At 40.6% G+C, this 14,765-nt stretch carries 8 protein-coding genes and 1 tRNA gene; 8 read left to right on the plus strand and 1 reads right to left on the minus strand.

Going from position 1 to position 14,765, the window contains the following annotated elements; translation table 11 throughout:
• The 8 genes from O3603_RS00775 (at position 1) to O3603_RS00810 (ending at position 14,052) form a co-directional block, all read left to right on the plus strand.
• Complete coding sequence (locus O3603_RS00775; RefSeq protein WP_371519624.1) at positions 1-1,635, plus strand: RagB/SusD family nutrient uptake outer membrane protein; 1,635 nt, start codon at positions 1-3, stop codon at positions 1,633-1,635.
• Between the two features lie 105 nt (positions 1,636-1,740).
• Positions 1,741-2,922, plus strand: coding sequence for a SusE domain-containing protein (locus O3603_RS00780; RefSeq protein WP_314866893.1), 1,182 nt, complete (start codon positions 1,741-1,743; stop codon positions 2,920-2,922).
• A gap of 82 nt (positions 2,923-3,004) precedes the next feature.
• Positions 3,005-4,012 carry a DUF5115 domain-containing protein gene (locus O3603_RS00785; protein ID WP_371519627.1) on the plus strand — a complete coding sequence of 336 codons (1,008 nt, stop codon included), beginning with the start codon at positions 3,005-3,007 and terminating at the stop codon, positions 4,010-4,012.
• Positions 4,013-4,591: 579 nt separating this feature from the next.
• Complete coding sequence (locus O3603_RS00790) at positions 4,592-6,616, plus strand: alpha-amylase family glycosyl hydrolase (RefSeq protein WP_371519630.1); 2,025 nt, start codon at positions 4,592-4,594, stop codon at positions 6,614-6,616.
• A 413-nt stretch (positions 6,617-7,029) separates the two neighbouring features.
• A complete protein-coding gene (locus O3603_RS00795) occupies positions 7,030-7,398 on the plus strand; it encodes a desulfoferrodoxin family protein (protein WP_371519632.1) in 369 nt (122 codons plus the stop codon).
• 503 nt (positions 7,399-7,901) lie between these two features.
• Positions 7,902-10,949 (plus strand): TonB-dependent receptor, encoded by a 3,048-nt coding sequence (locus O3603_RS00800; protein ID WP_315088974.1) that lies wholly within the window; start codon positions 7,902-7,904, stop codon positions 10,947-10,949.
• A gap of 11 nt (positions 10,950-10,960) precedes the next feature.
• Positions 10,961-12,883, plus strand: coding sequence for a RagB/SusD family nutrient uptake outer membrane protein (locus tag O3603_RS00805; protein ID WP_371519634.1), 1,923 nt, complete (start codon positions 10,961-10,963; stop codon positions 12,881-12,883).
• 35 nt (positions 12,884-12,918) lie between these two features.
• Positions 12,919-14,052 carry a SusE domain-containing protein gene (locus O3603_RS00810; RefSeq protein WP_273541082.1) on the plus strand — a complete coding sequence of 378 codons (1,134 nt, stop codon included), beginning with the start codon at positions 12,919-12,921 and terminating at the stop codon, positions 14,050-14,052.
• 518 nt (positions 14,053-14,570) lie between these two features.
• Here the strand turns inward: O3603_RS00810 and O3603_RS00815 are convergent.
• A tRNA-Asn gene (locus tag O3603_RS00815) sits at positions 14,571-14,644 on the minus strand.
• Positions 14,645-14,765 lie beyond the last annotated feature (121 nt).

Raw genomic sequence — 14,765 nt, forward strand, 5'->3', positions numbered from 1 at the left:
ATGAATACAAATATTAAATATATATTCTCTGCAGCAGCCTTTATGCTGTCTGTAGGACTTACCTCTTGTACTGGTGATTTGGATGTTAATCCAATTGATCCAAACCTAAAGACAAAGGTTAATACAAAGGCTGAAAGTGCCTTAAACAAGTGTTATGCTACCATCGCAATGGCAGGTAATGGAGGAGCTAATGGTGATAGTGATGTCGATGGTATAGATGGTGGTACGAGTGGTTATATCCGTCAGTTGTTCAATACACAGGAACTTACAACCGATGAAGCCATCTGTGCTTGGGGTGGTGATGAAGGTATTCTCAACTTCAACTTCAATACTTATGATGCTTCACATCCTATGTTGAAGGGCTTTTATAACCGTCTTTACGTAGGTATTACTTACTGTAACCAGTATCTTAAAGACTACGGCGACTATAACGAAAAAATGTCTGCTGAGGCTCGATTCCTCCGTGCTTTGAACTATTATTACCTCTTGGATGAGTTCGGTAACGTACCATTTACGACAGCAATATCGTCTAGTAAGCCTGATCGTATCGAGCGTGCTGATCTTTACAAGTGGCTTGTTGATGAACTAAAGACCAATGTTGAGCCTAAATTGAGCGAGCCTCAACCAAAGACTTCAGCTACTGCTGGCTATGGTAGTGTTGATAAAGCTGCTGCATGGATGCTCTTAGCTCGTCTTTATCTGAATGCTGAGATATATACAGGTACAGCTGACTGGGCTAATGCTAAGCTATATGCAAAGAAGGTTATCGACTCTCCTTACAAGCTCTACACAACCAAGAAAGGACAGTGGAGTGCTTATCAACAGCTTTTCATGGGCGATAATGGCGAGAGTGGAGCATCTGTTGAGGCTATCTTCCCAATCCTCCAAGATGGTAAGACAACTACCTCTTATGGTACAACTCTTTACCTCATGGCTGGCTCAAACGATAACAGCGAGCACATAAAGGATGCCACAACAAAGGGTAACAATACAACTGCTGGATGGGGTGGTAACCGTATGCGCCCAGACTTGGTACAGAAGTTCTTCCCTAACAACGACGCTCCTAATATTGGTGCATACGCTATGCCAGCTGCTGCCGATGATGATCGTGCGCTCTTCGATGGTGATGGTAGAAACGTAGATAATGGTAATAATGAAACTGATGTGAAAGTGTTTACCAACGGATTTGCCGTTTGTAAGTTCACTAACTTTAAGACGGATGGTTCTGCCGGACATGACTCTAATTTCCCTGATACCGACTTCTTCCTCATGCGTGCTGCTGAAGCTTATCTGATATATGCAGAGGCTGATGCCCGTATGAATGGTGGAACGACAACAACCGATGGTACACAATACATCAACGCACTACGTAGTCGTGCGCACGCTACCACTCACACCGCTTATTCTCTGCGTCAGATCTGTGACGAATGGAGCCGTGAGTTCTACTTCGAGGGGCTCCGTCGCACCACACTCGTGCGTTTCGGTTACTTTGGAGGTAATGTTAACTACAACTGGAGTTGGAAGGGTGGCGTAAAGAACGGCCGTAACTTTGATGCTCACCTCAATCTCTTCCCTATTCCTTCATCTGACTTGACAGCCAACAAGAAACTTGTTCAGAACCAAGGATATAATTAAGGTATATGCCAATACTTAGCTGATGGCGCACACCAGAGGCTAAGTATTGGATAGAAAGAAGATTGAACAATCAAATAGAACATAAATGATTAAATGATAATTAATATGAAATCAATAATAAAGTCATCATTGTTATTGTGTGCAGGTGTAGCACTGTTCTCTGCTTGTGACAAGGACTTGGATCATAATCCAACCCTTCTTACACCGAAGACATTCACCTTGAACACACCTGGCTATGCTGCACAGACTGTTGACCTAAAGGTTGCTGATAAGTTGAACTTCACTTGGTCACAACCAGAATATGGTGCTCCGATAGCTGCCGAGTATGGTATGCAATTCTCAACTACCAATAAGTGGACTAAATCAGTCGACAAGGTGGTTGATATGGATGCTGAACGTGGCGACTACGCACCAGTAGGAACACCAACAGGAACATGTAGCACGTCGGTTAGCGCAGCCGAACTTGCAACCGCAATAGAGAAGATGGAGCGTTATGAAGATGGTCATGTGCCAGCAAGCCAAGACCTCTATGCACGTGTTTATTCACTTGTTAATGGTGATACCATCTATTCAAATGCAGTTAAAGTAAGCGTTGCTCCTTATTATGTTGAGCTATCTGATGCTCCTGTTGAGACCTGGTATCTCATTGGTGGTAACTTCGGTGATGGCTCATGGGGCAATAGTCAGGTCGTACCTTTGCTCCCACAGGAAGGTCAGGAATATGACAAGAAAACAGGTAAGGGCGTTATCTCTTGGACTGGTTATCTATCAACAGCAGGCTTCAAGTTGAAGAAGAATCCTGCAAGTTGGGATGATGGTCAGGTTGGTCAGGGCGCAAGCTTTGGTGATTTCAAATATAACGATGGCGGCTCATCAGATATTAAAGTGCCAACAGCAGGCTACTATACGATTACATTCGATACAAAGAATCCTAAGTTAAAGATTGTACCTTACACTGGTGCAGCACCTACTGTCTATACTTCAATGGCATTGCCAGGCAAGCACGATGGATGGACTGTTGCTGGTGGAACACCAATGACTGCAGAGACATCTGTTGTTGAGAACCACGATTGGAAAGCTACTGTGACATTCACTGAGAAGTCAACAGGTGCTGATGGTGAGGGCTGTAAGTTTGCTGCTAATGGTACTTGGGATGTAAATTGGGGTGCTGAAAACTTCCCATACGGCGTTGCAACTAAGGGTGGCAAGAATGTTCGTAACTTGAAGGGAACGTACACTGTTTACTTCAACGATATCACTGGTCAGTATTCTTTCGTAAAACAATAATTAATAAAAGATACCTTTTAGAGGGTGTGTGCCTTTGGGCATTACCTTAGGGCACACCTTCTTCTTAATAACAAGAATTGATATGAAGAAGATATTAGTCTTAGCAAGTACTGCACTGCTCCTTGCTTCTTGTGGTAGCAATGAATATGAAGATTGGGCTAAGCCACAGTCTAATGCTGAGGAGACGGCTAACTCTGTGAAGTTCACTGTAGCTGAAGCACCCGCAATCGACTTCAATACCGTGACAGCCGACTCTGTCCTGCTCTTTACTCCATCAGTGGTTTCAACTGATGCCGTTGCTACACAGACCTTGACTGCCGTACTTTCTAATAACAATAAGACGGCAACCTTGAATGTTAGCGAAGCAGGAAAGGTGAAGAGTACAGAACTGGTTTCAGCCATAGAGAACCTGTATGGTAAGAATGGCGATCAGCATGAAGTTGCCATGGCGGTGACCAATAAGATTAAATTACAGCGTGGCGAGGGCTATAGTCTGTCGCAGAATGTAAAGGCAAAGGTCACTTGCGTTGCTCCTGCCTTCACCCAGTATCTCTATATGTCGGGCGATGCTAATGGTTGGTCATTCAGCAATCCGCTCTATAGTCCAGCTGCCGATGGCAAGTACACTGGCTTTATGTATCTCAATCAGAACGGCTTTAAGTTTGCTACCCAACAGGATTGGAATGGTACTGACTATGGTCAGGATCTTGTAGAGAAGGGTGCTAACATCGTCATGACAGAGCCTGCTGGTTTCTATAAGGTAGACCTTGATTTGACCTCACAAACCATTACTTACACCGCAATCAATAGTGTTGGTATCATTGGTTCTGCTACTCCTAATGGTTGGAGTTCAGATGCTGCAATGACTTACAATGCTGCTCAAAAGTGCTGGGAACTTGATAACGTAACCCTGACAACAGGTGAGATGAAGTTCCGTGCGAATAGTGATTGGGTGTTAGACTGGGGTGGTTCTTTGGATAATATCACCTTTAAGGGCGGTAATATCAACGTAACAGCTGGCAAGTACAACATCAAGTTGTATCTCTCTTGTGACAGCAAGTCACACTGCACAATGGAGCTTGTTCCATAGACTCTGAATTTCTATTTATATATTTAAGGTGCGTTGGTTCGTTGTTAGCCAGCGCACTTTTTTTCATGCTTCTTGTGCATATCTGTCCCCGTGTCAGATATGTTTCATTCCAGTCTCAGTCTATGAAACTCATCGTTTCAGTACATGGAACGCAGGGTTTCAGTATATGGAACGCAGAGTTTCATCCTATGGAACGCATCGTCTCAGGCTTTGAAACGCACAGTCTCAAGCCTATGAAACGCATAGTCTCAAGCCTATGAAACACAGAGTATCAGGTATGTGAGACACAGAGTATCAGGCGCTGATACACACCGTCTCACGGCTTGAAACTTTCATTACTATGCGTTGGTGGCGATTGAAAGTGTATTATCTTGAATCAGCTCAAGGCGTGTTGTAGGGTGGAGGAAGGGGAGATGTGGGGGCGTAATAGCCGTTAGTTGTGGTCGTAACTATATCCAGTTCGAAGTGCAAACGTTTGCATGAAAAAAAGCGTATGCCGTTATCTGTATTGAAAGACAATGTGTTGAAAATCACTAACTTTGCACTCATCAACAAGAGATAACTAAAATCAAAATCTATATGAAACGTATTTTGACTTGCTTATGCACACTTTTTCTATGCTTATGTGCCATGGCACAGGGTTGGCCAAGCAGTTATGGCGGTGTGATGTTACAAGGTTTTTATTGGGATTCATTCGATGATTCGCAGTGGACAGTGCTTGAAAAGAAAGCCGACGACCTATCGGGTTACTTCGACCTTGTGTGGGTTCCGCAGAGTGGTAAGGCTGCTGGCTCGAAGTCGATGGGCTATGATCCGCTCTATTACTTCAATCAGAACTCATCGTTCGGTACTGAGGCAGAACTCAAGAGTATGATTCGTACCTTCAAAGAGAAGCATATTGGGACGATTGCCGATGTAGTGATTAATCATCACGGAACGAATAATGGATGGTTTGGATTCCCTGCCGAGACATATAAAGGAGTTACTTATCAGCACCAGTCAACTGATGTCTGCGCTAATGATGATCGCGGGAAGGCGGCTGAACAGGCTCGGAAAGAGGGCGTGCAATTAAGTAGGAATAATGATGAAGGAGAGGGTTGGGATGGTATGCGCGACCTTGATCATAATAGTCAGAACGTACAGACTATTGTCAAAGCATACGAAGATTACTTGCTCAAAGACCTTGGTTATGCTGGTTTCCGATATGATATGGTGAAGGGATTTGGCGCTTCTCATGTTGGTGATTATAATACTGCAGCAGGCGTGAAGTACTCTGTTGGCGAGTATTGGGATGGCAATGCGAATACGGTAAAGGCATGGATTGATGGTACTGGAAAGCGTAGTGCTGCCTTTGATTTCGCCTTCCGTTATTCCGTTCGTGATGCTATCAATAGTCAGGATTGGCGTAAATTAGGCAATAGTACTATTACGGGTTTGAATGTAGATAATGGTGCATACAAGCGTTATTCGGTGACTTTTGTTGAAAACCATGACGTTGAGTATCGCTCTGTGTCAGAGCAACAAGACCCTATCCGAAGGGATACGTTGGCTGCTAATGCCTATCTTTTAGCTATGCCAGGCACGCCTTGTGTGTTCTATAAACATTATCTTGCTTATCCAAAAGAGATAAAGGCTATGATTGACGCACGCAAGTTGGCAGGGATTACTAATGAGAGTGCGTATCAGATATATCGCTCTTCAAAGGATTATTATGCCAATGTTGTGAAGGGACAGAAGGGCGATTTGCTTGTCGTTGTGGGTAAAGGTGCGAACCAACTGAATGTGTATTCTGCTCGATACACAAAGCTGTTGAGTGGCTATCATTACGCTTATTATCTTGCAAGAGAGGCAGAATTGCCATGGGCAGATAAGGCTAATGGAAGTTATGAAAGTGAGAACTTGAAGGTTAAACTGGTGGCAGTTTCTGCTGATGATAACGCTCGATTGGTTTATACCTTAGATGGTTCAACACCGACGATAGGTAGTCAGAAGGTGGCAAATGGTGCTGAAATCACTTTGCCCGAGGGGAAGACTATATTAAAGGTGGCAGTGTTGTCGAATGGTAAAGTAGGGGAGCAGGTGCTCACACGCACGTATATGGTGAAGCAGCCGGAGCCTTTCGTGCCTCAAACTATCCGTGTTTACGTGAATACGGAGCAGGTGGGTTGGAACGATTATGTGAATATTCACTCTTGGGGTGGCACTCATGTAGGAACGTCTTGGCCAGGTAATAAGGTTACTTCAAAGACAACCGCAAATGGTAAGACATGGTTTTATAAGGACTATACGCTTAATAAGGCGAATGATTATGTCAACTTTGTTTTTAACATAGGGACGGCTACAACTGCGGCGAATAGCCAAACTCTTGATATTGAACGAGTGAATAAAACATCTTACTTTGTGGTTACAAGTACGAAAGAAGATGGGAAATATAAGGTGAATGATGTGACTTTTAGCGTGACAAAGATTGATAATGTACGTGGTAAAGAAGCACCAGCCAACACCGATAACCATTATTACACCCTGTCTGGGCAACGCCTTTCTAGTGTTCCCACACAGCCCGGAATCTATATTCATAGGGGTGAGAAGGTTGTTATAAAATAGATAAAAGCTGCTGAATCTCATACTTTCAGTAGCTGTCAAGAAGGTTGTTTCAGTATAAAGCTCATACTTTTAAATGATGTATAACTAATAAGTTCGGGTTTAATCTCATACTTTTAAATGATGTAGAATTAATAATTTCAGGTTTAAGGTTTATGTTTGAATGATTCAAAACGATATGCTTTCTCAGATAATAAGTTTTGAATAACGATGGAAGAAGGTGGGCACAGCGGTGTTCACCTTCCTTTCTTTTCATGTTAGGTCTCGAATCTTATTCCCTTAAACTCTACTCTCTTCCTCATTTAATAGCGCTAATTGTTAAATAATGTAAGGCTTGTAATATTTACAAAGAATAGTTTTCTTTCTTCCAACAAATACTCTTAAATTTGCATTCGAACATTAATTAATAATTTATTATGGCGACAAGAAATAATGTATATAAGTGCCCAAAGACAGGCAGTTTAGTAGAAGTATTAGTTGGAGGCGAGTGTGAATTAGGTGACTTGCAACTATTGAAAGAGAACACAACAGATGCTGCTACAGAGAAGCATGTACCAGTTGTTGAGAAGATAGAAGGCGGTTATCGCGTTACAGTTGGTGAGGTTGAGCACCCAATGACAGCTGAGCATTCTATCCAGTGGATTGAATTGATTACTGAAAACAATGAGGTTTTACGTAAGTACTTAGACCCAAGTGAAAAGCCTGTTGCTGTTTTCAAGACTGATGCCAAGGACGTTTACGCACGTGAATATTGCAACCTTCATGGTCTTTGGAGATCAAAGTAAGTAAGAGATAAAGCGTCTATTTATAATAAGAGAGGATACATCGGCTCTTTCATAAGAGTCTTGTGTATCCTCTCTTATTATATTCTATTTCTTAGTAGTGATTCCTTCTTTCTATAAACCACGATAGAAACGCTCCTTCGATGGAATCGATATATTTAGTCAAGATACCTTCTTTTATTGTTTTATACTTTTTTCTTATAAAGGAAAATAGACTCTGTTGATAGTCAGGGAGATGCGAACTCCATTGTTAGAAATTCTTTATACATATACTAATAGAACTTAGGTAACTGCAGTAAAATGTTTAATTTTGCAACAGAATCTAAACTACACCTTGATGAGATGTACTCAATTTATCATGTAAAGAGTGTATTTATTAACTTTACCTATTAAATATAATGAGACAAAAGCAAATGTTTTTTTGCCGTAGTATGCTTAATAGGCGTACCTTAAGTACAGCATGCCTTGTTGCGTGTTTGTTCTCTGGTGGTGCCTTAAATACTGTCATGGCAACCCCTACTGATTTAATGGTAAGTCAGCAAACAAAGACTTATAAGGTAACAGGTCAGATTACTGACTTAGCGAAAGAACCTTTGATTGGAGTTACCATAACGGTAGTTGGTACAAATGGTCCAATACGTGCAATTAGTGATATTGACGGTATTTTCTCCCTCAATGTACCTGAAGGTGAGAATAAATTAGAGTTTTCTTACGTCGGATACAAGAAGCAGACAATATCAGTATCAGGTGCAAAATCATTGAATGTTGTACTTGAAGAAGAGACGAAGGATATTGATGAAGTTGTGATAACGGGCTTTAGTAGTCAGAAAAAAGCATCTATTGTTGGTGCCATTCAGACTATCCAACCTAATGATTTGAAGTTTGGTAACACTCGTTCTTTATCTAATAATCTTGCTGGTAAACTATCTGGTGTCATAGGAGTTCAACGCTCTGGTGAACCTGGATATGACGATTCTAACTTCTGGATTCGAGGTATTAGCACCTTCTCTGGAACACGTGCACCATTGGTGTTAATAGATGGTGTTGAGCGTGATCTTAATAATGTTGATGTAGCCGAGATAGAATCTTTCTCGGTATTAAAAGATGCTTCTGCAAGTGCCATGTATGGTGTTCGTGGTGCTAATGGTGTTATCGTTATTACGACAAAACATGGAAAGATTGGTGCACCTTCGGTCAAGTTCCATGTTGAACAATCGGTTAATACGCCAACTCAATTACCTAAGTTCTTAGATGCACCAGCCTATATGGGGTTACTCAATGAACTCGCAGGTGAAGCTAGCGCACCTCTTCCTTTTACACAGCAACAGATAGACAGAACACGTAGTGGATATGATCCGGACCTTTATCCGAATGTGAATTGGATAGATGCTATTACGAAGAAATATGCTTATTCAACACGTGCTAACCTAGATGTAAGTGGTGGTTCCGACTTTCTCCGTTATTCCATCGTGGCTTCTTACTTCCGTGAAACGGGTATGTTAGCACAAGATAAATCATTGCCATTTGATAATTCAACCAATAATCAGATGTTCAATCTTCGTTCTAATATTGACATGGATGTGACTAAGACAACCTTGTTACGTGTGAATATTGGTGGATTCTTGAATCGCTTTAGACAGCAGAGCTGTAATACTGATGACGCTTTCAAGCAGGCATTTGAAACGTTACCCTTCGTATCTCCAATTCGTTATAGTGATGGAACAATACCAAAAGTATCGAATCGAGCTAACCCGTGGGAAACGGTAACACAGCATGGGTATGACTTCTATACAAGCTCTAAGATTCAGACACTCTTCTCAGTAGAACAGGATTTGAAGATGGTTACTCCTGGTTTAAAGGTGAAAGCTCTCTTTAGTTTTGACCGCTGGAACAAGAGTACACGTAGTCGTACTGCCAATCCAGGAACAGTTCTTCCTGCCACAGGACGCGATGCAGAGGGTAATTTGTTACACCTTCAAGGAAGTGTAGGAGATGAGTCCATGGGTAGTAGTAAGGGAAGTGAGTATGGTAATACACGTGTTTACTTTGAAGCAGATATGTTGTATAACCGTCGTTTCGGAAAGCATGATGTAGATGCACTCTTCCTTTATAATCAACAAGCTTATGATGATGGTGATATTCAAGATTATCGTAAACAAGGTGTAGCAGGGCGTCTCTCTTATACTTATGATAATCGTTACGTTGCAGAGTTCAACTTTGGTTATAATGGTTCAGAGAACTTTGCCAAAGGTAAGCGATTTGGTTTCTTCCCTTCGCTTGCTGTTGGCTGGTTAATGAGTGAGGAACCTTGGATGCAGAAGTATCATAACATTTTTAATAAGATAAAGTTCCGTGCCAGCGTTGGTAAGGCTGGTGATGATAAGATTGAGGGACGTCGTTTTGCTTATTTAACGACTTTGAATCAGTCAGCTCAAGGTTATACTTGGGGAACAACGGGGCAGGTTAATTATGAAGGGGATGTCAAAGGTATCAGTGAGGGTGATATTGGCGTGAGCAATCTGACATGGGAGACGGTAAAGAAGTATAATTTTGGCTTTGAATTAGGTCTATGGAATATGATTGATTTTAACCTTGACCTCTTCCGTGAGAAGCGATCTAATATCTTCATGAAACGTAGTATTATTCCTTCACAAAGCGGATTTATCAATAACCCATGGGCAAACTTTGGTAAGGTAACTAATGGTGGTGTAGAGATGAGTCTTAACTTCCATAAGCAATGGAATAAGGATTGGTTCACCTCTGCTTATGCTAACTTTACATACGCAAAGAATCGTGTTGATGAGTATGATGAACCAGAAAAGAAGAAAGGTACCTATCGCGCACAGACAGGTCGCTCTCTTTATGAACTTCAAGGACTCACAGCTGAGAGATTATTTACGAATGATGACTTCAATGCCGATGGCTCATTGAAAGCAGGTATCCCATCACAAAGTGGTGTAGGTGGTACAAATCTCAAACCTGGTGATGTGAAGTATGTTGATAAGAATGGTGATAACGCTATTACAGAAGAGGATGCTGGATTCATTGGGGGTACTATTGATCCACGGATTGTTTATGGATTTGGTGGTGTGATAGCCTATAAGAACTTCGATTTCAACTTCTTTTTCCAAGGGGTTGGAGATTCTCATCGTATTATAGGTGGTACACCATATTTTATACCAGGTAGTGGTACAACTGTACAAGGAAATGCTTATAGTGAGAATATCAGCGATCGTTGGACTACTGATAATCAAGATCCATATGCGTTCTGGCCACGTTTTACTTATGGACCTGATGTAAATAACTATCGTGCCTCAACTTGGTGGAAGAAGGATATGAGCTTCCTTCGCTGTAAGACAATAGAACTTGGTTATACACTTAATACTAACTGGCTTAAGAGTCTATATGTAAAGAGTATGCGTGTGTATGTCAGTGGCAATAACCTCTTTGCCTTCTCTAAGTTTAAGTTATGGGATCCAGAATTGGGAACGAGTGATGGTTTAAGATATCCAATGAATCGTTCTATTCAGTTTGGTGTAGACATTAATTTCTAATGATGTTAATTATGAAATCTAGAAAAATAGCTAAATACTTTGCAATTGGTTTGTTGGCTTTAAGTGCAACAACGTCTTGTTCTGATTATCTTGACAAAGAACCAGATACAGAACTAGACATGAAGACTGTATTCACAAATCGTGATAAGGTTTATAGAATGCTGTCTTATGTTTATAATATCATCCATACTCCAGATAAATTTGCCTTAACAGAAGATGGATATGAGGTGTTTGCTGATGATTTAACACCATCACGGCGTTGGGAACAATGGAGTTGGGATCAAACAATTCCGAAGCTGTTTGGACAATGGACGATAAATTCTTCGTGGCGAGGAAACCTATGGGGAGATATGCCTAAGTATATTCGCCATGGTTACATCATGGAGAATATGTTGCATGCATTGCCTGATCAAGACCTTCCTCAGCGTGAAGTTGATAATATCAAGAACGAGTTGAAGTTCTTAACAGCTTATGGTTGGTGGCAAGCTGCAGAGGCTTATGGTGGTATACCATTCAAGCCAGACTATATTACTCCATCTGATTTTACACTTTCGGAATTGATGGTTGGACAGTCAAAGTTCGATGATATCGTTGACTATTGTGATAAACAAATGCTAGAAGCTGCTAATGCTTTACCTGCTACTTATGCTGACCCTTCAAAGTATGGGCGGATAACAAAGGTCATGGCACTTACTGTTCGTGCACGTATGTTGCTCTTTGCTGCAAGTCCATTAGTAAATGGTAACTCTTGGTATAACAATTATAAGAACAAGAATGGAGAGCTAATTTTCAACCAAACTTATGACCCCAATAAGTGGAAAAAGGCTGCAGAAGCTTGTAAGCTATGTATTGATGAGGCTGAGAAAGCAGGATATGAATTATATAAAGAGTATAATGATGATGGTTCGATAGACCCATTTATGTCAACGTATAATGTTCACATCAAACGTTGGAGCGAAGGAAATCATGAGATAACGTTCCCAGTAACCAAGCACAACGCATATAAAGACATTACAGGATTGCTCAATTGGTGTTCTGTACGTGAAGTTGGTGGTGGTAATGGACTTGGTGTTTATCAAGGTCTTGTGGATGCTTTCTTTGCAAAGAATGGCCTTCCTATAAGTGATCCCAACTCTAACTATCGTGAAGAAGGTTTCTCTACAGTAACTGATACACGAAATACAAAGTGGGAATATGGTACAGGTCATATGGGAGAAGTAACAGGCCCACACACCTATAATATGTATTGTAATCGTGAACCACGTTTTTATAACGCAGTAACTTATAATGGTGCATGGCTTACATATGTTGGTCGCAAGGCTGATATGCTATATAACCATACAGATAATGTGCGATCAAGTTCACCGCACGATGCACCTCAGAATGGTTATCTTCTTCGTAAGGCAATTAACTTGACAGATAATGTTAAGACGGGAAAGATTACTGATAGACAAGGTTTCATCTATCGTCTAGCCTTCACATATTTGGATTATGCAGAAGCAGAAAATGAAGCCTTTGATGATCCTGCAGCTCGTTCTTCTGCATTGGTATATCTAAATCGTATTCGTGAACGAGCTGGTGTACGTCAGTATACATTTGATAATGTAAGCCTTCAGGATGATAAGTATATTCATATAGACAACTCCCAAGCTGCACTTCGTAAGGTTATTCGTGCAGAACGTCGAGTAGAGTTGTGCTTTGAAGACAATCGTTGGTATGATATCCGTCGTTGGAAAGATGCTGAAAACTTGCCAGAGATGATAGGTGATGGTTACGGTATGAACTCTTTGGGAGGTGATGAAGCTAGCTTCTATAAGCGTACAGTCTTCCAACATCGTATTTGGAAGCGTCAATATTATTGGATGCCTGTATATATTGATGAATATGAGAAGAACCCGAACTTGGTGCAAGGTCCATTCTGGGAAAGCGAATAGTCCAACATGAAATATGAATTATAATTGCGAAAACAATGAAGACAATCAATAAAATATTCGGACTTCTTAGTATCCTTCTAGCATTTACTGCTTGTAATGAAGATCCTACTTATTTTCAACTACCTAATCAGCCAGATGATATGCACATTCAAGCATCTGTTCCTGAAGTGGTCTTGAATAAGGGACAAGAAGGTCAGCCCGCTATTACTTTCAAGTGGGATGAGGTGAAAAGTCCTATTAAGGACTATGATTCAATCACCTATAGTATTAGACTCTATGCCACAGAATCAAAGAGTGATAACCATACGGAATTTATTTCTATAGGTAAAAAACGAGAAGTTACATTCACTCATAAGGAGCTTAATGATATAATAGCTCGGTGGGTTCCAGCTGGTACAAAGGTTTCTGTGACAGCGGAAGTAGTAGGGTTGATAAATAATGAAATCAAATATATTAAGCCAGAATCCTCAATGGTAGAGTTTAGTGTGACTGGTTATGAGAAGACTCCAATGTACCTTTATGCTCATCTCAAGGATGATGCTACGGGGGCTGAACGTGTAGAACGACTAAGTCAGCGTCAGTTGGGCTCTGGTATTTATGAAGGTACATTCCCTGTAACTCCTTGTAGTTATTATTTCACAACATCACCTACATCAGATCGTCCTGCTTATGGTCAAGATAGTGGTGAGAAGCTGAAGTTTGTTAATGAAGGTAATGTCTCAAACTTTACGAATACAGCATCTGGCACACGAACATTTATTGTTGATATTAATGATGAGTTCATGGATTGTCGTGTCGTGAACATTGTTCAATTACCAACTCGTGAAACAATCCGAATCGTTGGTGATGGTTGTTCTATTGGTTGGGATCCTGGATCATCAGAAGGCTTATTTAAGATAGAGAATCCTCGTTATCCTTATATCTACTCATGGACAGGAGAATTTAAGAACGGAGAAATCAAGGTAAATACTGGTACGAACTGGGGTGATCAATTCTTCTTTGCTCCAGAGTCGAATGCTGATCCTGCTGTTAATCACCAATTGAATATGTTTAGATATGAAGGAGCTGGTGGTGATGTGAAGTGGAAAGTTACTACTCCTGGGCGCTTTAAGTTTACCCTTTGTTTGGATGCAGATAACTTACACACATCCTTTGAGCCTGTACAATAATAGGTATAAACAATCTTTGTGATTGATTCTTCAAAAAGAGATATGTTGCAATTTCCTTAGTTGTAGCATATCTCTTTCTTCTTATCTAAACTTGTGGAAACTCTTTTCTAGTATCGATAGGGTGTATTCTCTTATGATTTTATTCTTGCTTTTGCTACCTTTTCCTATTTGAAAAAGCCCTAATTTAGTTTTAATTATAGTTGATGTCATTTTTAATAATTGCTGTAGTTGTTTTGATCTTAGTGATTTATGTTCGGTAAGAGGGTGCCAAAATTGGTAGTAGAAATATTTTTCTTCGTTTTTATAGGTCTTAGCCCTTTTTAAACTCCTTTGTATTCTTCATCCTTTAGGAAGTTTCGAACTACTAGTGTAAATAGTCAATACGACTTGTGCTCCTTGTCAACACAATAAATCATTAAAGCAAGTAGACAGCTAATAGAGTGGGGCTTTAATGTGAATATGTTATCTTAGAAAAAGAAAAAAAGGAAATTCTCTAATTGAGAATTTCCTTTTCTATGCGCTCCAGGATGGGCTTGAACCAACGACCCCCTGATTAACAGTCAGGTGCTCTAACCAACTGAGCTACTGAAGCATGTGCTTGTTTCTTGTAAGCGGTTGCAAAGGTACGATGTTTATTTGTAACTACCAAATATTTTGAGAATAAATTTCAATAAAAGAGTAAAATACTTTAATTTCCTATGCTAATTATGTTT

Origin of the sequence: Prevotella sp. 20925_1_30, from assembly GCF_041433025.1 — a bacterium.
GTDB lineage: Bacteria > Bacteroidota > Bacteroidia > Bacteroidales > Bacteroidaceae > Prevotella > Prevotella vespertina.